The sequence below is a fragment of the Ruegeria sp. CDSA236 genome, from assembly GCF_059611285.1.
Map to the genome: position 1 here is coordinate 273,122 of NZ_JBXWPG010000005.1, position 25,303 is coordinate 298,424.

General features: G+C 58.0%; 25 protein-coding genes. 17 read left to right on the forward strand and 8 right to left on the reverse strand.

The window, feature by feature from the left end; translation table 11 throughout:
• The first annotated feature begins 173 nt into the window (after window positions 1-173).
• The 3 genes from pgsA to AC2FLB_RS10880 are packed head-to-tail and all read left to right on the forward strand — an operon-like array spanning window position 174 to window position 1,539.
• A complete protein-coding gene (gene pgsA, locus AC2FLB_RS10870) occupies window positions 174-842 on the forward strand; it encodes a CDP-diacylglycerol--glycerol-3-phosphate 3-phosphatidyltransferase (RefSeq protein WP_496691866.1) in 669 nt (222 codons plus the stop codon).
• A 3-nt stretch (window positions 843-845) separates the two neighbouring features.
• Window positions 846-1,091: a molybdopterin converting factor subunit 1 gene (gene moaD, locus AC2FLB_RS10875; protein WP_142635267.1), complete on the forward strand. Its 246-nt coding sequence runs from the start codon at window positions 846-848 to the stop codon at window positions 1,089-1,091.
• A 4-nt stretch (window positions 1,092-1,095) separates the two neighbouring features.
• Entirely contained in the window at window positions 1,096-1,539 is a 444-nt protein-coding gene (locus tag AC2FLB_RS10880) for a molybdenum cofactor biosynthesis protein MoaE (RefSeq protein WP_282021673.1), read from the forward strand.
• 591 nt (window positions 1,540-2,130) lie between these two features.
• On the opposite strand, the gene AC2FLB_RS10885 is transcribed toward AC2FLB_RS10880, so the two are convergent.
• Window positions 2,131-2,823, reverse strand: coding sequence for a Crp/Fnr family transcriptional regulator (locus AC2FLB_RS10885; RefSeq protein ID WP_142635263.1), 693 nt, complete (start codon window positions 2,821-2,823; stop codon window positions 2,131-2,133).
• A gap of 179 nt (window positions 2,824-3,002) precedes the next feature.
• Between AC2FLB_RS10885 and hemA the strand changes: the two genes are divergently transcribed.
• The gene (gene hemA, locus AC2FLB_RS10890) at window positions 3,003-4,226 is read left to right on the forward strand and encodes a 5-aminolevulinate synthase (RefSeq protein ID WP_496691867.1); all 1,224 of its coding nucleotides are present in this window, start codon (window positions 3,003-3,005) and stop codon (window positions 4,224-4,226) included.
• 56 nt (window positions 4,227-4,282) lie between these two features.
• On the opposite strand, the gene AC2FLB_RS10895 is transcribed toward hemA, so the two are convergent.
• The 7 genes from AC2FLB_RS10895 to AC2FLB_RS10925 all read right to left on the reverse strand — a co-directional run bounded on the left by AC2FLB_RS10895 (window position 4,283) and on the right by AC2FLB_RS10925 (window position 10,980).
• Window positions 4,283-4,570 (reverse strand): cytochrome C oxidase subunit IV family protein, encoded by a 288-nt coding sequence (locus AC2FLB_RS10895; protein ID WP_496691868.1) that lies wholly within the window; start codon window positions 4,568-4,570, stop codon window positions 4,283-4,285.
• A 5-nt stretch (window positions 4,571-4,575) separates the two neighbouring features.
• Complete coding sequence (locus tag AC2FLB_RS10900; protein WP_142635259.1) at window positions 4,576-5,124, reverse strand: cytochrome c oxidase subunit 3; 549 nt, start codon at window positions 5,122-5,124, stop codon at window positions 4,576-4,578.
• The gene (locus tag AC2FLB_RS10905) at window positions 5,121-7,043 is read right to left on the reverse strand and encodes a nitric oxide reductase activation protein NorD (RefSeq protein ID WP_496709249.1); all 1,923 of its coding nucleotides are present in this window, start codon (window positions 7,041-7,043) and stop codon (window positions 5,121-5,123) included. The genes AC2FLB_RS10900 and AC2FLB_RS10905 overlap by 4 nt, the downstream gene beginning before the upstream one ends.
• Before the next feature lie 9 nt (window positions 7,044-7,052).
• A complete protein-coding gene (locus AC2FLB_RS10910) occupies window positions 7,053-7,862 on the reverse strand; it encodes a CbbQ/NirQ/NorQ/GpvN family protein (protein WP_416383916.1) in 810 nt (269 codons plus the stop codon).
• A 5-nt stretch (window positions 7,863-7,867) separates the two neighbouring features.
• Window positions 7,868-9,235 carry a cbb3-type cytochrome c oxidase subunit I gene (locus AC2FLB_RS10915; RefSeq protein ID WP_496676741.1) on the reverse strand — a complete coding sequence of 456 codons (1,368 nt, stop codon included), beginning with the start codon at window positions 9,233-9,235 and terminating at the stop codon, window positions 7,868-7,870.
• Between the two features lie 15 nt (window positions 9,236-9,250).
• Window positions 9,251-9,700, reverse strand: coding sequence for a c-type cytochrome (locus AC2FLB_RS10920; protein ID WP_142635251.1), 450 nt, complete (start codon window positions 9,698-9,700; stop codon window positions 9,251-9,253).
• A gap of 98 nt (window positions 9,701-9,798) precedes the next feature.
• Window positions 9,799-10,980, reverse strand: a complete 1,182-nt coding sequence (locus tag AC2FLB_RS10925; RefSeq protein WP_496709250.1) for an NnrS family protein — start codon at window positions 10,978-10,980, stop codon at window positions 9,799-9,801.
• 232 nt (window positions 10,981-11,212) lie between these two features.
• Between AC2FLB_RS10925 and AC2FLB_RS10930 the strand changes: the two genes are divergently transcribed.
• The 13 genes from AC2FLB_RS10930 to AC2FLB_RS10990 all read left to right on the forward strand — a co-directional run bounded on the left by AC2FLB_RS10930 (window position 11,213) and on the right by AC2FLB_RS10990 (window position 25,301).
• Window positions 11,213-12,889 (forward strand): cytochrome D1 domain-containing protein, encoded by a 1,677-nt coding sequence (locus AC2FLB_RS10930; RefSeq protein WP_142635247.1) that lies wholly within the window; start codon window positions 11,213-11,215, stop codon window positions 12,887-12,889.
• Window positions 12,890-13,012: 123 nt separating this feature from the next.
• A complete protein-coding gene (locus AC2FLB_RS10935) occupies window positions 13,013-14,797 on the forward strand; it encodes a NapC/NirT family cytochrome c (RefSeq protein ID WP_496691872.1) in 1,785 nt (594 codons plus the stop codon).
• A gap of 53 nt (window positions 14,798-14,850) precedes the next feature.
• Window positions 14,851-15,258: a cupredoxin domain-containing protein gene (locus AC2FLB_RS10940; protein WP_281972618.1), complete on the forward strand. Its 408-nt coding sequence runs from the start codon at window positions 14,851-14,853 to the stop codon at window positions 15,256-15,258.
• A gap of 188 nt (window positions 15,259-15,446) precedes the next feature.
• The gene (gene cobA / locus AC2FLB_RS10945; protein WP_281972619.1) at window positions 15,447-16,208 is read left to right on the forward strand and encodes a uroporphyrinogen-III C-methyltransferase; all 762 of its coding nucleotides are present in this window, start codon (window positions 15,447-15,449) and stop codon (window positions 16,206-16,208) included.
• Window positions 16,201-16,551 (forward strand): c-type cytochrome, encoded by a 351-nt coding sequence (locus tag AC2FLB_RS10950; protein WP_496691873.1) that lies wholly within the window; start codon window positions 16,201-16,203, stop codon window positions 16,549-16,551. The genes cobA and AC2FLB_RS10950 overlap by 8 nt, the downstream gene beginning before the upstream one ends.
• Entirely contained in the window at window positions 16,548-17,693 is a 1,146-nt protein-coding gene (locus tag AC2FLB_RS10955; RefSeq protein WP_496691874.1) for a cytochrome D1 domain-containing protein, read from the forward strand. The genes AC2FLB_RS10950 and AC2FLB_RS10955 overlap by 4 nt, the downstream gene beginning before the upstream one ends.
• A gap of 3 nt (window positions 17,694-17,696) precedes the next feature.
• Window positions 17,697-18,686 carry a siroheme decarboxylase subunit beta gene (gene ahbB / locus AC2FLB_RS10960; RefSeq protein ID WP_496696563.1) on the forward strand — a complete coding sequence of 330 codons (990 nt, stop codon included), beginning with the start codon at window positions 17,697-17,699 and terminating at the stop codon, window positions 18,684-18,686.
• Window positions 18,683-19,132, forward strand: coding sequence for an Lrp/AsnC family transcriptional regulator (locus AC2FLB_RS10965; RefSeq protein ID WP_496709251.1), 450 nt, complete (start codon window positions 18,683-18,685; stop codon window positions 19,130-19,132). Before ahbB (AC2FLB_RS10960) ends, AC2FLB_RS10965 begins: the two co-directional genes overlap by 4 nt.
• On the forward strand, window positions 19,129-19,629 hold the full coding sequence (gene ahbB / locus AC2FLB_RS10970; protein ID WP_496691876.1) for a siroheme decarboxylase subunit beta: 501 nt from the start codon (window positions 19,129-19,131) through the stop codon (window positions 19,627-19,629). The genes AC2FLB_RS10965 and ahbB (AC2FLB_RS10970) overlap by 4 nt, the downstream gene beginning before the upstream one ends.
• A complete protein-coding gene (nirJ, locus tag AC2FLB_RS10975; protein WP_496691877.1) occupies window positions 19,617-20,831 on the forward strand; it encodes a heme d1 biosynthesis radical SAM protein NirJ in 1,215 nt (404 codons plus the stop codon). Before ahbB (AC2FLB_RS10970) ends, nirJ begins: the two co-directional genes overlap by 13 nt.
• Window positions 20,806-22,359, forward strand: a complete 1,554-nt coding sequence (locus AC2FLB_RS10980; RefSeq protein WP_496709253.1) for a cytochrome D1 domain-containing protein — start codon at window positions 20,806-20,808, stop codon at window positions 22,357-22,359. Before nirJ ends, AC2FLB_RS10980 begins: the two co-directional genes overlap by 26 nt.
• A gap of 58 nt (window positions 22,360-22,417) precedes the next feature.
• Window positions 22,418-22,579 (forward strand): hypothetical protein, encoded by a 162-nt coding sequence (locus AC2FLB_RS10985; RefSeq protein ID WP_334223305.1) that lies wholly within the window; start codon window positions 22,418-22,420, stop codon window positions 22,577-22,579.
• Window positions 22,580-23,177: 598 nt separating this feature from the next.
• Complete coding sequence (locus tag AC2FLB_RS10990; protein WP_496691895.1) at window positions 23,178-25,301, forward strand: 4Fe-4S binding protein; 2,124 nt, start codon at window positions 23,178-23,180, stop codon at window positions 25,299-25,301.
• Window positions 25,302-25,303 lie beyond the last annotated feature (2 nt).

Here is a 25,303-nt window from a genome sequence, read left to right on the forward strand (position 1 = left end):
TGTGCCTTCTGTCCCGGAAACGTGCGGTGAACCTGACCGCAAAAAGAACAAACTCCAAGGGGCATGGACGCACCACGCCCTGCCTGCGGCGCTTTGACCAAGTTCATGGGACAAGTACGGTTTTTTGACTGTCTATCTTTTCTGTTGGATTTTAGCGATGTAGGGTCCGCTGCATGAAGTGGAACCTACCCAATATTCTGACCGTCCTGCGTCTGCTGGCAGCCCCGGGGCTGGCCGTGATGTTTTTGTATTTCACCCGGCCCTATGCCGACTGGTTCGCGTTGATCCTGTTCCTGACAGCCGCCTTAACCGACTGGTTCGATGGCTATCTGGCACGAGCGTGGAAGCAGGAAACAAAAATTGGCGCCATGTTGGACCCGATTGCCGACAAGGCGATGGTGGTGATCGCGCTGATGATCTTGGTCGGGTATTCGGCCGAACACTGGACGCCGTGGCTGGTCCTGCCTGCCACTGTGATCCTGTTCCGAGAGGTCTTTGTGTCAGGCCTGCGCGAATATCTGGGTGATACGGCTGGAACGCTGAAAGTTACCAAACTTGCCAAATGGAAAACCACGGCTCAGATGGTGGCGATAGCCGTCTTGTTTTCACAGGGCATCTTCGAGCATTACTTTGTGATGGCCAGCTTCGGCATGGACCCAACGCTGATCGACCAGATTCTGACCGGGCAGGAAGACGACCTGAACGGCCTGCGCTGGCATCTTGAAGGGATGTTCTGGTCCAGTCGGATCGGCCTGTGGCTGCTGTGGATCGCAGCAGCGCTGACATTGATCACCGGCTGTGACTACCTACGTAAAGCCATGCCACACCTGAAGGAGAACTAAGGGATGGATGTGCTGTATTTCGCATGGGTCCGCGAACGGATTGGCCTGCCGAAAGAACGGGTTGAAACCGAGGCCGCCACCGTATCCGATCTGGTCGCAGAACTTAGCGCGCGCGAGGATCGCTATGCAGCGGCCTTTGCGGATCTGTCGGCCTTACGTGTTGCGCTGGATCAGGAGCTGTCGGATTTTGACGCCCCGTTGGCGGGCGTTCGTGAGGTTGCCTTTTTCCCACCAATGACAGGTGGCTGAGGTCATGCGCATCGTGGTGCAGGAAGACCCGTTTGACCTAGGTACCGAGGCAAATGACTTTGCGGCGGGCGATGCTGCAAATGGCGCAATCGTGACCTTTACCGGTGTTGTGCGTGATCTGGCCACGGGCGATTTGGACGTGATGGAGATTGAGCATTATCCGGGCATGACGGAACGGGCCTTGACCCAGATTGCGCAAGAAGCAATAGACCGCTGGTCGCTGGGCAATGTGCTGGTGATCCATCGGCATGGCAGGCTCGCTCCGGGGGATCGGATCATGATGGTGGCCACTGCCGCACCGCATCGTAAGGATGCGTTCGAGGCGGCCGAATATCTGATGGACTACTTAAAATCCCGCGCCCCCTTCTGGAAGAAAGAAATCACCACCGCTGGTGCGGTGTGGGTTTCGGCCAAGGACGAAGACGAAGATGCGCTGACCCGGTGGTAAACACGGGTCCCTGGATATAAGCCTTTGCACCATGCTGTTCGTATTCGGCGCTCACATGCTTATCATCGCTTGCTGCATATTTGGATCCGCCAATACTATGCTGGATAAAGGTGTTGGTTTCAGGCAGCCGCTCAGCTTCGGTCAACTCTAGAACCGTAAGCAAAACATCCCGCATGTGGGCAAAGATGTTGAGACAATCTTCCTCCGCCGAAGCCGCAAAAGAAATGACTATCGACAGGAAAGCGGTAATTAGCTCTGTCAGAATGCCGGTTCCAATTAGATAGTCGTTGAACGGATTTTTGACATCGTAGAAGCCCCTAAAGGTTAGAGTTTCCCATTCGATTTCAACCTTAAGTACAGACGGAAGATGCCGACTGGAACTTGACGGCATATCACCTCAGCTGCGTGGACCCAGCAAGCATCAAAACCAGCTTGTTTTGAAGTTCTGGATTACCTGACGTTGCACAAGGCCCTTATCCGCAAACAAGGAATCGTGTTCACGGGATCGATGCGCATGTCCTAGCCTGAATAAAGAAGCACGTTCTCGGGGCTCTTTGGCGCACCCGGCAAAGCACCGGCCAATAAATTCGGTCACTTTTCGGAGGGGTCACTTTCTGCATAGTCTCTCAGTACTTGAATGTCCGAGAGCAGGGCATGTGTCCGGTCAATTTTAACGCCAAACGGCTTTAGCCGGGAAAAAGCGCGGCTCAGGCTTTCGGGCTTCATGCCCAGCCGCCCGGCAATCAACATCTTGTCATAGGGCAGCTCGACAACGCAGTCCCCCATCTCGGCTTCGCAGAGAGTCAGAAGAAATTCTGCCACCCGCTGTGCGCCGGTCTGGGCCTTAAGCTGCTCAAGCTGGGCGACCAGAGAATGCAGATGGGTAAAGGTAGCTGCCAGAATTGACACCCCAATTTCCGGGTCCTCTCGCATAAGGGACAAAAGGACCGGACTTGGAATGTGCATGATCTCACAGGCCGAAACTGCCTCGGCCGAAACCGGATAGGGAACGTTACGCAAGGCGACCGCTTCGCCAAAGCTTTCGCCGCGGGTGAAAACGCTGACAACTGCTTCGGCACCGGTAGGGGACATGCGAAACAGCTTTACCCAGCCCGACAGAACCACATGAATGGCCTGGGCTTTTTCTTCCTGTAGAAAAATCGTCTCTCCGCGATCATATTTCCGCCAGATCGCGTGACTTAACAGCGTGTCGATATGATGCTCGGGAAAGCTCTTGAGCAATAGTGACTGCTTGGCGATCGCTTTAAGTGCCTCATGCGCCACGAAGCTTTCCCCTCTTTTCTAGTTGCGTACCCGATCAGTACGTCCGTCCTCTTAAGGCTATGCCAAACCTTCGGCTTCCAAGCCAGCCTTTCCTTTCTGCGGCTTGACATTTGTCATGTTGCGTAGCGGGCCCGGCACATAGTCTTGCTGGAAAGCCAGTATTCCCGGGAGTGTTCGAGATGGACTACGAGCGTTTTTTCAGCCAAAGCCTTGAGCATCTGCGCGACGAAGGCAACTACCGCATCTTCATTGATCTACAGCGCCGCTGTGGCGCGTTCCCGAATGCACGCCAGACGGACGGCGCTTTACAGCGCGACGTACGAATTTGGTGTTCCAACGACTATCTGGGAATGGGCCAGCATCCTGATGTAGTCGGGGCAATACACAAGGCACTCGACCGTTGCGGCGCGGGCGCAGGGGGCACACGCAATATCTCGGGCACGACACATGACCACGTTTTGCTGGAACAGGAACTGGCCGACCTCCACGGGAAAGAAGCCGCCCTTCTGTTCACCTCTGGCTATGTGTCGAACTGGGCGGCACTTGGGACGCTGGCTGCGAAGATCCCAGGTCTGATCGTATTCTCGGACGCTTTGAACCATGCCTCCATGATTGAAGGCATCCGCCATTCGCGGGCACAAAAAGTGATCTGGAAGCACAATGATCTGGCGGACCTCGAGGCAAAGCTGGCCGCAGCCGATCCAGATGCGCCCAAGATGATCGCCTTCGAATCTGTCTATTCGATGGATGGGGATATCGCTCCGATCAAAGAGATTTGCGACCTGGCGGATAGATATGGTGCGATGACCTATCTGGACGAGGTCCACGCCGTTGGCCTTTATGGCTCGCGCGGTGGTGGCATCGCCGAACGCGAAGGGTTGATGGATCGCCTGACTGTCATCGAAGGGACGCTGGGCAAGGCCTTCGGCGTGGTTGGCGGTTACATCGCGGCATCCGCTGCCTTGTGTGACTTTGTCCGCAGCTTTGCCAGCGGGTTCATATTTACCACCGCCCTCCCGCCCGCAATAGCAGCAGGCGCTGCCGCCTCGATCCGACACCTCAAGCAATCCAATACCGAGCGCGATCTGCAGAAAACCCGCGTTGCGCAGGTGCGCGCCAAACTGGACGCCGAAGGCATCCCGCATTTGCCCAATCCCAGCCACATCATCCCGGTGATGGTAGGTGACCCGGTGAAATGCAAATTCATCTCGGATACGCTGCTGGAAGAATTCGGGATCTATATTCAGCCGATCAACTATCCGACCGTTCCCAAAGGCACCGAACGCCTGAGAATTACCCCTTCTCCGGTTCATACGAACGAAGATATCGACCATCTGGTCGGTGCCTTATCGGCCCTGTGGCAACGGTGTCAGATCGCGCGAATGCCGATGGCCGCACAATAACTGAGGCGTCCCTGCGCTTGGAGAACTGCCGCCCCACGGGGGCGGCTTTTTTCATGTCAAAACAGTGAGAGGCCGAAGATCACCATCGCAAATCCGGTCAGTACATTGGTGAAACCGCTAAGCCAGGCCGGGCTGTGCGTCAGGTCCAGATATCGTGCAAGGATAATGCGGGCTTTGGACAGGGCCAGGATCAAAATGCCTGCGCTCAACACCGGTGAGGACAGGGGGAGTATCGTCAGCAGGGCCGAAGCGGTGCTCAGAACCAACAGGCTGAGCCATGCGCGGGTGAGCGGGTTTGAGAGCATCCAGCGGGAGCTTTTTGGATCCGATGAGGTTTGGGTCATGTCCGTCATCCCAACAGGTAGATCACGGGGAACAGCATGATCCAGACGAGATCGACCATGTGCCAAAACTGGGCGCCGGCCTCGATGTTGCGGGGATTGTCCCGCCAGGCGACCAGCAGCAGGATAACAACCCCAGCCAACACATGTGCCGCGTGGAAGCCGGTGAGCAGATAGTAGAACAGGAAGAACGGATGGGTCTCGTAGGTAATTCCTTGTGCAGCCTTGTCCGCGTATTCCATGCCTTTGATAATCAGGAATACAACGCCCAGCGCGGCAGCTGCGATTAACGCCAGGCGGGCAGCAGTCCGACGCGCAATCTGCCGCCAATGCAAGGCTTGCGCGGCCAGATAGCCGGAGGTGACCAGAACCGCAGTGTTCAGCGCGGCTCCGGTGCGGTGCAGATGCGATTGCGCCTCGGCAAAGCCCGCCGGATCGGTCAGGCGCACGCCCATGAAAGCGATCAGGCCCGCACCAAAGACCAGCAGCTCCGAAATGATCAGAACCCACATCAGTAATTCGCCGGGCAACTCGTCGATAAGGGACGCGTCGCTCATGCGCCGACCAGTTGGCGGTAGATTTGCGGCAGCGCCATAGTCAGGCGATGCGGGTCCGGGATGACGGCAAAGCCGCCCTGCCCGAACATCCGCGGGAACCAGCTTTTACCTGTCTTGTCGATGGTGACGCCAAAGACCGATTGCCCGGCTCGGCGCGCCTCGCGCACGGCCATGTGGGTGTCTTCGATTCCGTGGCGGCCTTCGTAGTGGTCAAGATCATTGGGTTTGCCATCGGTGATCACCAGTAACAACCGGCGCTTACGCGTTTGGGTGGCCAGATCGGCCGAGCAATGGCGGATCGCGGCACCCAGCCTTGTATAGTGCCCCGGGCGTAACGATGCGATGCGCTGTTCAACCTGGCTGCCCATCACCTCATCAAACCGTTTGCAGCGTTGCACATAGACCCGCTGTCGTTTCAGTGAACTGAAGGCGTGAATGGCGAAATCGTCACCACAGGCGTTCAGGCCCCAGGCCAGCGCTGCCAGCGCCTCGCGTTCGATGTCGATCACGGCGCGGCCAGTCACGGCACTTTCGGTCGAGCGGCTGACATCCAGCAGGATAGATACCGCCAGATCGCGTGCCTCGGGGCGGGATTGTTGCCAGATGCGTTCGGTACCTTCACCGTTTGCACAGCGGTCAACCTGCGCCCGAACGGCGGCTTCTATGTCAAGTTGATCGCCGTCCAGATGGCCTCGGGTCATCACGCGGCCCGGGCGCAGCGCTTCGAACTGGCGTTTGACGGCGCGGATACGGCGGGCGGTGGCGGGGTCTTTTCCAAACTCGGCGGCATCCTCACGAATATCGGCGTCCGAGGTTAGAACGTTGACGTGATCGGGCAGGTATTGCCCGGTGCGCACGTCCCATTCCGGATAGAGAATACGGCCCGACAGACGTTCGCGATTCACATCCTCGGGTGCCAGGTCCAGATGCAATTTCAGCTTGGTCGGTGGCGCCTTGGAAATCTGGCCCAAACCGATCTCATCCTGATCATCGGCGGCCTTTTTGGCATTGTCGAGATCATCGTCATCAATGCGACGGTTGATGTTCAGAAACTCGGCCCAGCTGAGGATCGCCTCGAATTTATGAAGGATAAAACTGTCACTGCGTTCAGCCTGATCGGATTTGCGCCGCCGGGCACGGTGGGTTTTCTCACCCGATTCCTCGGGCGGGCCTTCGGTATCGGGGTTTTCGACATCGTTATGCTCTGAAAAACCAACAGCGCGTAATTCCGGCCACAGAGGGACAGGGCGGAAATGTTGATATCCGCGTGGGGCAGTCAGGTCATCGTCAAATGACATGAATTGCCTAGCCTTCGGGGATAAAGGCGCGGGGTCGCCCAGCCGATGGCGGATCAGTTCTTCAACCGCTGTTTCCACAGGCGGGAGGCCGGATTTGTTGCGGTCATGCAGAACACCTTTGCAAAGCTCGGTGTAAAGCGGTCGCAAGCCGGGGGCGTTGTCCAAGGTTGCATTAACCATGGTTTGTGCAGCGCTCAGCGCGTGCAGATCGGCGCGCAACGGATCACCTTCGACGATCCGGGTTCCCGCATGGGCCGCTGCGGCGGCCAGCCAAACATACAGCGCTCCGTTCGCCTCGCGCGCGGGAAACACCGCCAGACGGTCCGGGAGGCGCAGCACTTCGCCATCGAACGAAGCGCGCGGCATCAGTTCAACTTCGGTACCCAACCGACGGCGCCAGCTTAGGCGATGGTGTGAAACCTCGGGCGAGACCGGGCGCAATTCAACGCCCGGGCTGCCCCCAAGCCCGCGAAAAAGGACTGCCAGCCGCCCCGCGACCTCAGAAAGGTCGACCGCGGCTCCAACATGCACCTGGGGTGCATCGAGACGGCTGGCAAGGGAGTGCCACAGTTTCCCGATCGTTTCTTCGGGTTCCCATGGCTCAAAATCGATCCTGACCATCGGCCGGCCTCACCCAAAGACAGCCGTGACAAGATCGAGGAGCCCGCGTTTGATGTCCTCGTCATCTGTCAGAGGTTCGATCATGGCGGCAAGGATCGCGCGGTCGGTGGACATGCCCTGCGCGATCAGCGTGGCGGCATAGACGACCAGACGGGTGGAAACGCCCTCTTCAAGATCCTGCCCCCTGAGCCCGCGCAGTTTACCTGCCAAGCGGATCAGCGGCTTGCAGCGTTCCAGCGCCAGCCCGCTTTCCTTAGCGACGACCTTTGCCTCCATCTCGGGCGACGGAAAGTCGAACTCCAGTGAGATGAACCGCTGCCGGGTCGAGGGTTTCAGGGTTTTCAGGATATTCTGATATCCCGGGTTATATGAGGCGACCAGCATGAAACCGGGCGCGGCCACAAGCTCCTCACCGGTGCGGTCGATCGGCAGGATGCGCCTGTCGTCAGTCAGCGGGTGCAGCACGACGGTCACGTCCTTGCGCGCCTCGACCACTTCATCCAGATAGCAGATCGCGCCTTCGCGCACCGCGCGGGTCAGGGGGCCATCGACCCAGATCGTTTCCCCGCCTTTCAGCAGGTAGCGCCCGATCAGGTCCGCAGCGGCAAGGTCATCGTGACAGGCCACCGTGTAAAGCGGGCGGCCAAGGCTGGCGGCCATATGCGCCACAAACCGGGTCTTGCCGCAACCTGTCGGGCCTTTCAGCAGGACCGGCAGGTTGTTGGTATAGGCAGCAGCGAACACGTCACATTCATCACCCTGTGGCAGGTAGAAGGGGGCGTCAGCCGCCCCCGTTCTCAGTTTCATGGAGCCATCCATATCCATCACTCCGCTGGGGTTTCGGCCGCGCCGGCTTCAATGATCTCTTTCCGGGGAACCCAGATCGAGTAGATGAACAGCAGCGCACCCAAGACCACGACGATGCCAGAGCCAAGGCGCATCCAATAGAAGATCGCGACCTGATCCTGCACATCCATGAAGTAGTCTCCGACCACCCGCTGCATGTGCGTCTGCACTGTTCCAGCGAAGGTCAGCACAAAGGTCATGAAAACCATACCGCTGGACATCAGCCAGAAGCTGCCCATGTTCAGAACCTGATTATAAGGATCGCGGTTCTTCAGGATCGGCATTGCATAGCTGAAGATTGCCAGGTTGAGGCAGACATACGCTCCATAGAAGGCCAGGTGTCCGTGAGCCGCAGTGATCTGCGTACCGTGGGTATAGTAGTTCACCCCATGCAGCGTGTGCAGGAAGCCCCAGACACCGGCACCGAAAAAGGCCAATGTGGCACAGCCCAGCGACCACAGCAGCGCCGCTTTGTTCGGGTGGTCCCGACGGCCCTTCCAGACCATCACAAAGGCAAAGGCCATCATCGCAAAGAAGGGGATCACTTCGAGGCTTGAGAAGATCGAGCCGATCCACTGCCAGTACCCTGGTGTGCCTATCCAATAGTAGTGGTGACCTGTACCAAGGATACCCGAAAACAACGCGGCGGCGACAATGACATAGAGCCATTTCTCGACAACCTCACGGTCTACCCCGGTCAGCTTCAGCATCAGATAGGCCAGGATCGAGGCCATGATCAGTTCCCAGACACCTTCGACCCACAGGTGGACAACATACCACCAGTATTGCTTATCCAAGGACAGGTTGCCCGGGTTGTAAAAGGCAAACAGGAACAGCAGCGCCAGACCCCAAAGACCCAGCAACAAGATGTTGGTGATCGCGGTCTTCTTGCCTTTCAGAACGGTCATCGACACGTTGTACAGGAAGATCAGTGCGGCCACGACGATGCCGGCCTTGACCCATTTGGGTTGCTCTAGGAACTCGCGCCCTTCTTTACCCAGCAGCCAGTTTCCTTCAAACAGGTTGAACGTATAGGTCAAGACCACGCCCAGTGTACCGACCACCAGAATGATCAGCTGCAGATAGGCCAGCATGGGCGAATGGATCTCACGCTCGGCCTCTTCCGGGATCAGAAAATAGGCCGCACCAAAGAACCCGAGGATCAGCCACACGATCAGCGAGTTGGTGTGCAGCATCCGCACGATGTTGAACGGCAAAAGCTCGCTCAGGAAATTGGGTGATACATAGATAAAGCCGGCCAGAAGGCCGCCTAGAACCTGTATCGCGAACAGGGCCATTGCCACCGCAAAGTAGGCATAGGCGATTTTTTGGGATTCGTATTTCATTGCTCCGTTCCCTTCTCAGCCCGCCTCGTTGGGCGGCCAGTCCTGAGCGTCGATATTGTCCGTCCAGATCAAAAAGTTGGTCAGATCACGGATGTCTTCGTCGCTGAGGTTGAAATTGGGCATCTGACGACGACCGGGAATGTCTGTCGGCTGCGCCTCCATCCAGCCTTTGAGGGCTTCAAAGGCCGATTCCGGGTCGTCCAGCACGCCCCAACGTGTCATCACATTGCCAACCTCTGGTGCAAAGTATGCACCTTCGCCAAGGATGGTATGACAGTTGATGCAGGCGTGTTTTTCCCAGACGTGCTTGCCCCTGATAACACTTTCATCGAGCTTTGCTGCGTTCTCAGAGTTCACGATATACCAGTGAGAATGGGCCGACAGAGCCAGAAAGATGAGGATAAAGAACAGTGACCCGCCATAGAATATATTGCGTGCCATGCTCTTGGTCATGACTTCTCGCATTGCGCTCTCCTTTGCGCAGATTAGCTAGTCTGGCTAAAATGACGGGATGGGCACGGTATATCCTTAACGAAAGTCAAGACTTGCAAAAGGAAATCAAATCACGCTGACCGTTGCACCTTGGGACCCGTCAGCGCGGGCCACATCGCGATCAGGAAAAGCGCAAATGCGCTGACCCACAACCCGTCCGACAGCAGCATCGCAACCATGTAACCTGCATTCAGATCTGCCCCAATCCACCGCGACAGGGCCGCCACCGCCATCAGACCATAGGCCACCGCCATTGGGCCGGGTGCCACCAGCGCGCGACCACTGTGGCCAAGCGCGGCGCGGCTCATGACCGCTAGGGTCATGCCGCCGACGCATCCGATGCCCAGGATGTGAAGGGCAGCGATCTCGTTTCCGAAACCCAGCACTGACAGCCCCCAGAGGATCAGTCCCAGCGCCAGCATTGCAAGCCCAAGATACAGTGCCAATAGGATCGGCTCCCGCGCAGCCCAGCCCGCGCGCCAGCGGGCCATGCGCGAAACCTGCGCCACCCCTAGAACCAGCGCCATCGATCCAGCCACAGCACCTGATCCCAGCACCAGAACGATTGGTGGCAGGGTCAGGGCAACCGCCATCGCTGATTTGTCCAGAATTGGCACAGATATTGGCCAGTTCGCCTCGGGAACGCCCGCGCGTCTCATGGCGTTTCGGGTAAAGGCCGGGGTGATCCGTCCGCCAAGAATGGCAATCATCGCGCAGAGCGCCAGCAACCCCGCGCGCAGCCCGGTATGCAATGTGTCATCTGTTATCCTCGTCCATTCAAGATGCGAGAACAGATCAGCAATCCAGATAAAGCTGAGCAACAGCAGAAAGAGCATGTTCTGAGGTTTCGGCCTCCGGATGAGCTGGGTTGCAATCTTGGCCGCCAGAATCGGTACAAAGGCCAGGTCGACCACCGCCACAAGCGCCGCAGGCAGCATCCCTGAAAACCACATCGCCATCCGACCAGCCAACCACAATCCGGCGGCCAACGTTATGAACTGCGCACGCGCATCTGGTGCGCCGGTCCAATTTGGCACCGCGGTCAGAAAGAACCCGCCCAGCGCGGCTGTTGCATAGCCGAAGATCATCTCATGCGCGTGCCACATGGGCGGGGCCATGCCATAATCCGGCACTGCATATGGCACCGTCAGCCACAGCCCCCAAACCACTCCGACAAAGAGGCCATAGAGGCCGGCGGACAGAAAGAATACACGAAACCCTTCACCAAACACGCGGGTGATGATTGCGGGCATGGCTGCTCTCCTTGGTGTTTTCCAAGCCCTAGCAAGCCGCCCGGCTGCGCGACTTAACAAAAATCAAACCGGCCGAAAAAGTGTGCCAAAGATACAGATTTTCCCAGCCGGAAAATTGACGTTTTTCCCTGCCCGCCACCTGAATTGCGCGACTGGTGTTGACTTTCGTCAAGGAGCACCCTTGCGCGATGCCCCACGCTTGGACCGCCTCACCAGCAAATGGAGAGTGATCATGTCACTTGGAATCAGCTATACCAAAACGGGCCGCGTCTTCGGGGTCGGTTTCGCGATGTTGCTGGGCAGTGTCGCTGCACCAGCTTTCGCCGAAGAGCCAACTTTGAACGAAGAAGCGTTTGAAGCGTCCAAACAACTTTACTTTGAACAATGCGCGGGGTGCCACGGTGTCTTGCGTAAAGGCGCCACTGGCAAGAACCTTGAACCGCATTGGAAGAAAACCGCAGCTGACGGCGCCGTGACCGAAGGCGGTACACTTGCGCTTGGGCAAGAGCGGCTTGAGAAGATCATCGCCTGGGGCACCGAAGGCGGGATGAACAACTTCTCGGACATCATGTCCGAGCAGGAAATCAAAGACATGGCGACTTACATCATGATGGAGCCGCCCAAACCACCTGAAATGTCGCTGGACCAGATGATGGCGACCCGCAAGATATATGTTGAAGAAGAGGACTACCCAACCGAGCCGATGCATGGCCGCAACTGGGAAAACTTCTTTGTTGTTATCGAGCGCGACGTCGGCAAAGTCGCTGTTATCGATGGCGACACCAAAGAGGTGCTGACACATATTCCGACCGGCTATGCGGTGCACGTTCTGAAAGCATCCGAACACCATTCGCTGGAAGAGCCGGAACAGCCCGGTCGCTTCTGGTACACCATGGGCCGCGACGGCAAGATGACCAAGATCGACCTCTGGCAGACGCCGGACAAGATGTTGGTGTCTGAGGTAAAGATTGCCTATGACGCCCGCGACGTTGCTGTTTCCGGCGATGGCAAATACGTCATCGGTGGGGGCTATTGGCCGCCGCACTTTGCAATCGTTGACGCCCAAACGATGGAGCCGGTCAAGGTTGTATCGACCCGCGGCGTGAACGTGGACGGGGACTATGTGGAAGAGGCTCGCGTGGCCGCTATCTACACAACTCCGAATGAGCCGACCTGGATCGTTGCCGTCAAAGAGCTGGGGCAACTGTGGCAAGTAGATTATACTGATCTAGACAATCTGCGGATCGACAAGATCGACAGCGCCAAGTTCCTGCATGACGGATTCTTCGATCCGACGGGCCGGTATTTCCAGATCGCTGCAAACGCATCGAACAAGATGGTGGTTGTGGATACCGAGACCCACAAGCTTGAGGCGATGATCGACACGGCCGCGTTGCCGCATCCCGGTCCGGGCGCTAACTGGATTGACCCGAATTGCGGGCCGGTAGCTGGCACAACCCACCTCGGGGTTGGCACCGTGACGGTCTGGGGCAACGACCCCGAAAACCGCCCCGATGACGCCTGGAAGATCTGCTACGAAGTGGAAACAGACGGCCCGGGCCTGTTCGTCCGTACGCATCCGGAATCGGACTATATCTGGGCTGACCAGACCAAACACCCGGAACCGGAAGTGCAGCAATCTGTGCAGGTCATCTCGAAAGAGACCGGCGAGATCGTGAAAACCATCCAGATCACCGAAGACGAAGGCAGCGCCGCTGTTCACTTTGAATTCAACGCGGATGGAACCGAGGTCTGGGTGTCCAAGTGGAACCTGTCGGATTCAAAAGAACCCAACGGTCAGATCGTGATCTTTGACGCCAAGACTTTGGAAGAGATCGGTCGCATCGAAGGGCTGTACGCCCCGACCGGCAAGTTCAACGTCTACAACCGGTCGAACCACGTCACCTGACGGGTTTCGATCAACTCGGAGCAGGGCGGGCCCCTCGCCCGCCCTGTCCTTGTTTCATCCATCAGCCGAATGCGCAGGCCTGACACGCCGCGCCAGTCAACACAGCCAAAACGGAGCCCGGACATGACCTCCGATCCAGATAAGAAACCACCGATCTGGCGTCGGTATTTCCTGTGGGGAATGCCTGTGGCCGGAATTGCCGCTGCCTTTGCCGCCGGGATCGTCTTTTGGGGTGGGTTCAACACCGCCATGGAAGCCACCAACACCAAAGAGTTCTGTATCTCGTGCCATGAGATGCGCGATTTCGTCTATGAAGAATACACCGGGACCATCCACGATGTGAACCGATCGGGGGTCGGGGCGGTCTGTTCCGACTGTCACGTACCTAAGGACTGGACCCACAAGATGATCCGCAAGATCAAGGCGTCCAAAGAACTGTATGGCAAGGTGGTTGGCTCGATCAGTACACCCGAGAAGTTCGAAGCTAAGCGTATCCATCTGGCGATGAATGAATGGGAAAGGATGAAGGCCACAGATTCGCGCGAGTGCCGCAACTGCCACGACTTTGAATCGATGATGCCCGAGTTCCAGCGCCCCCGCGCGCGCCAGCAACATTTGAACGCAATGGAGACAGGCCAGACCTGTATCGACTGCCACAAAGGGATTGCGCATTCGAACATCCGCGACAGGGCCACAGATGAATATCTGGAACAGATTGAAGCCCCGAATCCTGATTTCATCCGTGCAATTCCGCCAGAATACCTGGCCAGTCTCGACCGTGTAGAAGCCAAGGAGGCGGCTGAGGCCGAAGCCGAAAAATCGGCCAAGACAGCACAACAAGAGGCGGTGCAAGCCCAGATCGCAGCCGCTGTGGACGCTGCAGTCGCCGAAGAGCGCGCCAAATCAAGCGGTGAAGAATCTACAGCCCCGGCAGGCGGTGGCAGCGATATCGGAGGCGATATCGACTGGACCAGCATCGCAAGCGCGGATCTGAAGTTGTTTTATCCCGGTCAGGCTTCGTTTGAATGGGTTCAGAATGGCAAGTTCCACGGCGGCGCCCGGCCACTGACAAAAGGTGGCGACCAATGTTCGACTTGTCATGCCAAGGAATTGGACATGATTGGAAACAAGATCGTCGCAGGCGGCGAGCTGGAACCAACCCCGATCCCTGGAAAACGTGGTGTGATCGACGCAACTGTTCAGGCGGCCCATGATGCCGAAAACCTCTATATCCGCTTGCAATGGCCGGATGCAGGCCACAATCCTGCACCATTTGTGGATGGCGGTAAGATGGACCCGGACAACCAGATCAAGGTCGCCATGATGATCACCGGAACCGGGATCGAAATGGGGGATCAGGTGGGCTGCTGGGCCTCGTGCCACGCGGACAACACCTATATGCCGTTTGATCCGGGTGCAGATGCGATTGTCGCCAATGGCGATGTTGCAGGCCGCCTGGCCGCTCAGGACACTGTGACCAAATATATCAGCGAAAGCCGCACCGAGGTCGAAGTCAAAGGCCGGCGTGGGAAAGCTCTGGGTGGCTGGGACAAATTGCAGGCCGAAGCGCAGATCGCGCAATATCTGGATGACGGCACCTATCTGGATCTGATGCGCGTCTATGCCGATGGCAGCGCCAGCAACGGCTATCTTCTGGAACAGCGCATAGTCAATGATGGCGAAATCGCCGCCTCGGCCAACTTGTCGGGTGGTATTTGGACCGTCACGTTCTCGCGGCCCTTAAACTCGGGCGCACCGGGTGATGTGCCATTGGAACCGGGCAAGACCTATACGGTCGGCTTTGCAATCCACGATGACTTTGCCGCGGCACGATTCCACCACGTGACGCTGAACACAAGCTTCGCGCTGGACGACGACAGTGCCAATATCAACGTGGTCGGACAATGACTGATGGGGCCGGGTAAACCGGCCCCAATGTATTTGGTATGGAGACTTGGACGATGAAGATCCGCCTACTTCTTCCTGCATTTCTGGCTTTGGCGTCACCTGCGGTGGCCGCTGACGAAGACACAGCTGAGATCTGCGCTGAGGCAGAAACCCGCTACGTGGATCTGTTCGGTCAGCCGTCTTCAGATGTGGAAGATGCAGAGGTTGTGCTGATGTACAAATACAATTTCTGCCCAGCCCAACTGACGGTCAAAGCGGGGACCACAGTGCGTTGGGTGAACGTAGACAAACGCACCAGCCATAGCGTCCTGCTGAAAGATGGCAGCAAAGCCGAGAGTGACCGCCTGTTCCCCGAGGAATTTGTTGATCTGACATTTCTTGTTCCCGGCGCCCAGGATTACCTGTGCGGACCACATTGGGAGACACAGAACATGTTCGGAATGGTCACCGTAGAGCCCTGATAAGCGGCAGGCTGAAAGATGCGCGGGCGCAATTCCCGTGCTCCTTAACTTAAGTCAAGGAGGTCGGTTTACCTGTGCGCCAACTTGTTTCCATGACACGCCCGGTTCCCCAGCAACGTCCCATATTCGCGCATGGAAACGACCAAAACACCGGGTTCCGAAGACATTCAGAACAAGCGAGTTTGCACATGAGCGGTAAGGTTTTTCTGATTGGTGCCGGCCCTGGTGATCCCGAACTGATCACCATGCGCGCCCTGCGTATGCTGCAGGAGGCGGACGTGGTGGTCTATGACCGCCTTGTTTCGGATGAAATTCTGGCCATGCACACCGAGGGCGCGCGGCTGATCGCCGTCGGCAAGGCCCCCAAGTGCCACACTGTTCCTCAGGATCGCATCAACGAAATCCTGCTGGAACACGCACGCGCAGGTCACGTTGTGGCCCGGCTGAAAGGCGGGGATCCGATGATCTTTGGTCGCGGCTCGGAAGAGGCCGCTTTTCTGATGGCACACGGTGTTACGGTCGAATACGCACCGGGCATCACGGCGGCACAAGGCGCATCCTGTTCGACCGGCGTGCCCCTGACCCATCGCGGACTGGCGACCTCGGTTCAATATGTCACCGGGCACAGGCAGTCCGACAAGGTTCTTGATCTGGATTGGAAACGGCTGGCGGACCCGGATACAACGCTGGTCGTCTATATGGGCGTGGCCAATATCGGCCAGATCGCCATCGGCTTGATGACCGAGAACCTACCCGGATCCACCCCGGTCCTGGCTGTTGGGCAGGCCACCAGTGCCTCTGAACGCCGCCTTGTATCCCGACTGGACCAGATTGCCGCGGATGTGCGCAAGGCGGATCTGAAGGCCCCTACCTTATTCATTATCGGAAAGGTCGTTTCGCTTTATGCCAATCAGGCCCTGACCGAGATTTTGGAGCGGGCGCATGGGTAGCCTGGCGAATATGGACCGCAAGCAGCCGGGCTGGGCCGCGCATACTGTTCTGACTGCCGTCGTTCTGGTTGCCACTTCCGCTCTGGCAGCTGACGCCATCGACCCAACCGCCCTGAAACGGTTGGTCCACCAGGATTGCGGCTCGTGCCACGGATTGTCCCTGAAAGGCGGGCTTGGTCCTGATCTGCGACCGGAAACTCTGGAACATTACGAGGCAGACGTCCTGACGGGGGTCATACTAGACGGCATCCCCGACACGGCTATGCCCCCCTGGCGCCCCCTGATCAGCGAAGAAGAGGCCGAATGGATCGCCCGATACCTGCTGGAACAGGAGGCAAAATGAAACAACTTGCCCTTGGCATCGTTGCCCTAATGATGATGACACCTGCCAATGCAGACCCCACCGCCACCGGAGATCTGGGCCTTGTGATCGAACGGGCAAAAGGGTCGGTCTTATTGGTGGACCAGTCGGACCGGGCCGCGTTGGCACGGATCGAAGGGTTGGGCGATCTGTCCCACGCCTCCCTGGTCTATTCACCCGACGAACGCTTTGCCTATGTTTTTGGCCGCGATGGCGGGCTGACCAAGGTTGATATAGTGACCCGTCAGATTGCAAATCGGGTCGTGCAGGCTGGCAATTCCATTGGGGGCGCAATTTCGGATGACGGCCAACTGGTTGCGGTGTCGAACTATGAGCCGGGTGGCGTACGCGTGTTCGACGCGGATACGCTGGAACTGGTTGCCGACATTCCCACCGACAGCAAAACCATAGGTCTTGTCGATGCGCCGGGCCGTCGGTTCGTGTTTTCCATGTGGGACACGGGCGAGACCTGGATTGCTGATTTCGCAAATGGCGCGCCCGAGATCACAAAGATCACCGATATGGGTAAGAACCCCTATGACGCGCTGATCACCGCCAATGGTCGCACTTATATCACCGGTCTGTTTGGCGAGGACGGGCTGACCGCACTGGACCTATGGGCAGACAATCCAAAACCGATCCGCGTGCTGCCGGGCTATGGGCGCGGACAGGAAGAGATGCCGGTATACAAGATGCCTCATCTTGAGGGCTGGGCACTGACGGATCGCGAATTTGTCCTGCCCGCGGTCGGCCACCATGAGGTTCTTTGGATTGACGCCGAAACCTTGACAGAAACAGGCCGCACCCAAACCCATGGTCAGCCGGTCTTTGCCATGGCGCGCCCGGATGGGCGACAGGTCTGGGTGAACTTTGCCCATCCATTGAACGATACAATTCAGGTCATCGACAGCGTCAGCAAACAGGTCATCCACGAATTCTCTCCGGGCCCTGCCGTCCTGCATATGGAGTTCACGGCACGCGGGCATGAGGTCTGGATCAGTGTCCGCGACGCCAACAAGGTCGTGGTCTACGACACGCATAGCTTTGAAAAGCTGCGCGAGATCGCGGCGGACAGCCCCTCGGGTATCTTTTTCACCGCCCGCGCGCACAGAACAGGGTTGTAACCCATGCAACATATCACTGACCCGATCGACCGTCGCCTGCTGGACGATTTTCAGCGCGAATTTCCGATTGTCGACCGCCCGTTTCAGCCAGTGGCCAAGGCGCTGGGGCTGGACGAAGCTGAAGTGCTGAACCGTCTGGCGCGAATGCGTTCGACCGGCCGGATCACCCGGGTCGGGGCCACGATCACTCCGGGCGCGGTGACGGCCAGCACTCTGGCCGCGGTGGCCGCACCCGAGGAGCATCTGGAGGACATTGCCGCCCTGATCGACGCAGAGCCCGGTGTGAACCACAATTATCAACGCGAGGACAAATGGAACCTCTGGTTTGTAGCGACCGGCCCTGATCGCGCGCATGTGGACGCCACTCTGGCCCGGATTGGCCTGCAAACCGGTTTGCAGGTTTTGGACTTGCGTCTGGTTCGGCCGTTCAATGTTGATTTGGGCTTTCGAATGACAGGCAAGCAACGCAACGTACCAGCACCGCGCAAGGTGGACTGTTCCGTTCTGCAAAAGGGTGATCGCTCGTTGATGCAGGCGCTTAGTTCCGGCTTACCGCTGGTTTGCGAACCTTACGCAGCACTGGCCGCCTCTTTGGACCGTAAACCAGAGGACGCCATGACGCGGATCCGGATCTTACACGAGGCTGGAATTGTCTCGCGTCTTGGCGTGATCGTAAGACACCGGGCACTGGGCTGGTCGGCCAATGCGATGGTGGTCTGGGATATGCCAACTGATCAGGTCGATCGTGCCGGACCTGCGCTGGCAAAATACCCTGGCGTGACACTGTGTTATGAGCGTCGACCCGTTGAAAACATCTGGCCCTACCGCCTGTATTCCATGATCCACGCCCGCTCGCGCAGCGAAGCGCGAAACGTCCTGGCCGGGGCTGCGGCATTGCCTGAGCTGTTTGGCGCGCAGCACAAGGTGTTGTTTTCGACGCGCTGTTTCAAACAGACCGGCGCGCTGATCCAACCCAAGGAGACGGCGGCATGACCCTGGACGAAACTGATCGGGCAATCCTGAACCGAATGCAGGACGACTTACCTCTGACCTCACAACCCTATGCGATGGTGGCCCAAGAACTGGGGATTTCGGAACTGGATCTGTTGGTTCGCTTATCACGGATGAAGGATGACCGGGTCATCACGCGCTTTGGCCCGTTCTTTGACGCGGCCGCGATGGGCGGGGCTTTTTGCCTATGTGCCATGGCCATACCGACAGAGGCATTTGAATCCGTCCTGACCAAAGTCAATGCGCATCCCGAAGTTGCCCATAATTATGAACGTACGCACCGGCTGAACATGTGGTTCGTGTTGGCCACCGAAACGCCCCAAGGGATTGAGGCCTGCGCCGATGCGATCGAACAAGAGACGGGGATCGAAGTTCTCAGATTTCCCAAGTTGCAGGAATTCTTCATCGGCTTCCGGGTGGCGGCATGATCGACGCAAAAGACAGACTGATTATCGAGGTTCTGCAGGGCGGATTGCCCCTGGTGCCTTCGCCCTACGCTCGGGTCGCTGAAAGCCTTGGGATGGACGAACAAGCGCTGCTGTATCGCCTCGCAGAACTTAAGGCGCGCGGCGTTATACGTCGTATCGCCGCAGCCCCGAACCACTACAAACTGGGCATGACTTCGAACGGCATGACAGTCTGGGACGTCGATGACAGTCAAATCGCTGATTTGGGGGCACATATTGGCGGTCTGCCTTTTGTCACCCATTGCTATGAACGTCCACGTGCCCTGCCCGACTGGCCTTACAACCTGTTCGCCATGGTCCATGGCAAAGACAGGGGTGAAGTCGAAGAAAAACGGGCCGAGATTGCCGGTATTCTGGGCAGTGCCTGCCGGGCCAAGGACATCCTGTATTCAACGCGCATCCTGAAAAAGACCGGGCTGCGCCTGAAACCGAAAGGCCAAACGCCATGTTCCGCCTGACTGAATACATGCAGCAACTGGTCACCCCGACCCCCGTGCGCAAGCGCCGCCCCGGCCCGGTTAAGCCGGTGGTCATCTGGAATCTGACCCGGCGCTGCAACCTGAAATGCCGCCATTGCTATACTGTTTCGGCGGATGTCGCGTTCCCGGGTGAGCTCAGCCACGAGCAAGCCATGGTAACCCTTGAGGATCTCGGCCAATTTCGCGTCCCGGCCCTGATCCTCTCGGGGGGGGAACCGCTGGATCGGTTCGATTTCTTTGATATCGCCAACCGGGCGCGCAAGTTGGTGCCGATGCTGGCGCTGTCGACGAATGGCACGCGGATTTACGATGAAACCGCCGATATGATCGCTGATGTCGGCTTTAACTATGTCGGCATATCACTTGACGGAATCGGGGCCACAAACGACTGGTTCCGAGGTGTCGAGGGCGCCTTTTCAGATGCACTGCGCGGCGTGCGCGAGTGCAAGAAACGCGGCATCAAGGTCGGTTTGCGATTCTGTTTGACCGAGGGCACGCAGCACCATCTGCCCGATCTCCTGCAGTTGTGTGATGATGAGGGGGTCGACAAATTCTACCTGTCTCATCTGGTTTACGCCGGTCGCGGCGACAAGAACAGGGGCGAAGATGCCGAACACCTGCGCACGCGCAAAGGTCTGGATCTGTTATTGGACCGTGCGTGGGAGGCAGCCTCGGGCGGGCGCCCGCTGGATATCGTCACCGGCAATAACGATGCCGACGCCGGATATTTTCTGAACTGGGTCAGGACGCATTTTGATGCCGAAAAGACCTCGCATATACGTGCGCATTTGGCGGCCTGGGGCGGGAACTCCAGCGGGTTGGGGGTGGCCAATATCGACAATCTTGGTCGGGTCCATCCCGACACCTACTGGTCAGATTACACGGTCGGGAATGTGAAAACGACGCCGTTTTCCGAGTTGTGGACCGGGGACGACAAGATGCTGGCCATGCTGCGCACTCGCCCGCGTCCGTTGAAAGGGCGCTGTGGAGTTTGTCAGCTCAGGGATGTTTGCGGTGGCAACACGCGCATCCGGGCCCTGCAACTGACGGGCGATCCCTGGGCCGAGGACCCGGCCTGTTACCTGTCAAACGATGAAATTGGCGTGGATAAAGCGGGCAAACGCCTGCAGGTCACACCTTTCCGGGGGAAAAGCCATGATCCGGCGCATCAGTTCTTTTAGGGCTCGGACGCTTGGAACACTGTGTGCGCTTCTGCTGAACAGCGCCGCATGGGCCGACGCCCAGTCCGACTATGCCGAACATTGTGCGTCCTGCCATGGTGACACCCGGCTGGGCGGTGTTGGTCCGGCCTTGATACCCGAAACGCTAAAACGCATGCGCGGGCCGCGGGTTGCCGCCGTGATCGCCGAAGGGCGCACCGCCACCCAGATGCCAGCCTTTGCGCATAATCTGAACGCCCTGCAGATTGAGGAGTTGGCAGGTTGGCTGAAATCCCCGCTCGAGACCGCCCCGGACTGGGCCGAGGCAGACATCATGGCCAGCCGTACGCTGGACGCAGACTATGTCGAGATTGATGCGCCCGTTTGGTCCAGTGATCCGATGAACATCACGTTGGTGGTGGAAACCGGAGACCACCATGTCAGCGTTCTGGACGGTGACACATTTGAGGTTTTGGACAGATTTGAAACTCCTTTTGCCGTTCATGGCGGCCCAAAGTTCAGCCCCGATGGGCGTTACGTGTTCATCATGTCCCGCGATGGCTGGGTCCAGAAATATGACATCTGGGCGTTGCGACAGGTGGGTCGCGTGCGGGCGGGACTAAACAGCCGCAACATTGCCATGTCAGGCGATGGCAAATGGCTGGCGGTGGCGAATTACCTACCCAACAGCCTGACCCTTTTGTCCACCCGGGATCTTTCGGTGGCAAAAGTGATCGAGATTAAAAGCAGGAAAGGTAATCCCAGCCGCGTTTCGGCCGTTTATCAAGCTCCGCCACGGGAAAGCTTTGTGCTGGCCTTGAAGGATGTGCCAGAGATTTGGGAGGTCTTCTATGGCGCCAATCCACCCCAATCCGGGCTGGGACACGATTTTCGTATCGAAGGGCAGTTCAAGAACCCTAACCCTTTCCCAGTACGCAAGATCACTACGCCCGACTATCTGGACGATTTCTTTTTCGACCAGACTTATGAATACGTCATGGGCGCATCTCGCGACGGGAACGGCGGTCAGGTGATTGATCTGGTCATTGGCCAAAAAGTGGCTGACCTGGATCTGCCCGGCATGCCGCATCTGGGTTCCGGGATTACCTGGCGGCGCGGCGATACAACTGTGATGGCAACGCCGCACCTGACTGATGGCACCGTCTCGGTGATCGACATGGAGACATGGGAAACGGTCAAGCGGATCAAGACCGAAGGGCCGGGGTTTTTCATGCGCAGCCATGAAAACTCGCCATATGTCTGGGCCGATGTTTTCTTTGGGCCCAACAAGGATGTGATGCATGTGATCGACAAGCAAAGCCTTGAGATCGTGCGGACCCTGCGCCCAGCGCCGGGCAAAACCGTGGCCCATGTGGAATTCACCAAGGACGGAAGCCATGCGTTGGTTTCGATCTGGGAAGATGACGGCGCGGTGATCATCTATGATGCAAAAACACTGGAAGAGGTCCGCCGTCTGCCGATGCGCAAACCTTCGGGAAAGTACAATGTCTGGAACAAAATCACCTTCTCGGAAGGAACCAGCCACTGAGGGCAAATGGCCGGTGTGGAAACTGGCCATATTGCTGTATCCAGCGTCTGCGCTGACCGTGGCCATAAACCTTTTTCTGGCTGGCCTGATCGCCAACAGCGCCGGATTCGGAGTGATTGAGCCTGTCACCGCCATCCTGTGGTCAATCCCATTGGGTGTACCTGCCTGCTGGTTTGCAGGGCGCTGGGTACGCAGTTTGATGGACGAAGCAGACGGCTAGGTCGGATTCTCCAAAGGCCTAACCGAAGTCAAGTATCTGCTTTCGGGAATCTCTTAGGACTTGGGAAAGATCACCGAGTTGGATTCTCCATGCCCGCCCATAATCCTTTGCACATTTCAGCTGTTTGCGCGTCCCGCGCAGCTTGTGCGGTGGCAGGTATAATCCTTCTGCTTTTGCAGCTGCTTAGCCCGGCGCTGGCGAGTCCCGGGCAAAGCATGTGGGTTGAGATCTGCTCGGAGGGCGGCGCGGTCTGGGTCGAGGTTGATCTTGAAAAAGGCGATGCAGACCCGACCGCACCTTGCCCCAAATGCGCCGATTGCGCGCTGTGCGCCGTGACCGGTGCCGCACCTCTGCCCATGCCGCTGGAAGTGACGCAACGAGGAAGGGTTCAATTCTTATCTTGCCAAAACAACAGGTCCTTCGAGCTAAATGGCTCTGACCGGCTGTGGCCAGAAACCCGGGGTCCTCCCCCTGCACCAGAATTTAAAACCGAACGCGCCCCGCGCGCGTCCATGGCGTCCACCCCAATCATTGGAGGTGCGCCGTGGTCGTAAGTCGCGCAATCCATTTCCTGCTGGCCTTTTTTCTGTCCTGCCTGATGGCGATCAGCGCACATGCCGACAGCCTTGCCAGCTTTTTGCCAGAACTTGAGCCCGCGGACCTGATCCCCGGCGCCGAGGCATTTGGCCCGATCAGAAAAGACATTCCGGTTGCGCCGATCCTGAAAGGGGGCAAAACGATTGCCTGGGCCTTTCTGACCTCGGATTTCGTAGGCACCACAGGCTATTCCGGCAAACCCATTCACGTCGTTGCAGCGATCGACAATGATGCGGTGCTTACTGGCGTTAAGTTGGTCAAGCATTCGGAACCCATCGTACTGATCGGGATTCCGAACGCGCGCATGGTCGAACTGACCGAAGGCTACGCCGGCCTGGACCTTAGGGTTGAGGCTGAAACAGGCGGTGAGGGCCATGACCTCGACATTATCTCGGGCGCGACTGTCACAATCATGGTGATCGACGACAGTCTCGTGCGTGGCGGCATCAAGGTAGCGCGGGCGCTGGGGCTGGGTGGCTTGTCACCGCTGCAGGCCGACGGGCCGAAGCGCGAAGTCGATATGGCACAAGACGCCACTTATGACTGGACAACGCTTTCGGGTGACGGCTCGGTCCGACGCCTGACACTGGATGTCGGTCAGGTCAACGCTGCGTTCGAGGCCACCGGCGACCAGCGCGCCATCAGGCGCCGTGAACGGGGCGCGCCCGACGACACCTTCATCGACATGCATCTGGCGTTGGTTTCGGTCCCGTCGATCGGCAAGTCACTGCTGGGCGAGGCCGAGTATCAAAACCTGACCGAGTGGCTGGGCGAGGGCGAGCAAGCCATCCTGGTGCTGGGTCGTGGCGCCTATAGCTTCAAGGGGTCAGGCTATGTACGTGGCGGGATTTTCGACCGTATTCAGCTGATTCAAGGTGATAATTCGGTACGCTTCTTTGATAAACAGCAAGAGCGTCTGGGCAGAGTTGCGGCCGCCGATGCGCCCAGTTTCACCGAGCTGGATATCTTCAAAATCCCCGCTGAGGCAGAGTTTGATCCGGCCGAACCGTTCCGCCTGCAACTGTTGGTGCAACGCGCCGTCGGTGCGGTTGAAAAGACGTTCCTGACCTTCGATTTGGGCTACAAACTGCCTGAGCAGTACCTGTTGCCAGTCGTAGCCCCCACCGTTGTGGATGACGCCACAGGTGAAGCCGCCGCCAAAGCCGCTCTTTGGAAACGTATCTGGAAGGATCGCACAGTCGAGATTGCCGGTCTGGGCGTCATGCTGCTGATACTGACGGCGACCTTCTTTTTCCAGTTCCATGCCACGATGAACGCGCGGGTCTTTTACTGGTTCCGCATCGGCTATCTGACAATGACCCTGTTCTTCATCGGCTGGTACGCGAATGCCCAGTTGAGCGTGGTGAACCTGATGGCACTGGCGGGCAGTTTGCGCACGGGTTTCTCATGGGATGCCTTCCTACTGGACCCGCTGGTGTTCATCCAATGGTTCGCCGTGGCAGCCGCCCTGTTGTTCTGGGGACGCGGTGCCTATTGCGGCTGGCTGTGCCCGTTTGGTGCGCTGCAAGAACTGACCAACAAGATCGCGCGGGCTTTTCGCGTGCCGCAATGGACCCTGCCCTGGGGCCTGAATGAACGGCTGTGGCCCGCGAAATACATGATCTTCTTGGGTCTCTTCGGCCTCAGCTTTGTCTCCATCCCGCTGGCCGAGAAGTATGCCGAGATCGAGCCTTTCAAGACCGCGATCATTCTGAAATTCATGCGCGACTGGCCGTTTGTGGTTTTTGCGCTGGCCCTGTTGGGGATCGGCCTGTTCGTTGAGCGGTTCTACTGCCGCTATCTCTGCCCGTTGGGCGGAGCACTGGCGATCCCGGCCCGCATGCGCATGTTCGACTGGCTACGCCGTTACAAGGACTGCGGCACGCCTTGTCAGACCTGTGCCAATGAATGCCCCGTTCAGGCGATCCACCCCACAGGTGAGATCAATCCGAACGAGTGCGTCACCTGCCTGCATTGTCAGGTGCTCTACCAGTCCGAGGACAAATGTCCCGTCGTTATCCGTCAACTGAAACGGCGGGCCAAGACAGGGTCGGTCGATCTCAAGACCCCACTCGGACAACCACCGGCGAACCATCCAAACGCCAAACCGAAAACCGTTTCCTAAAA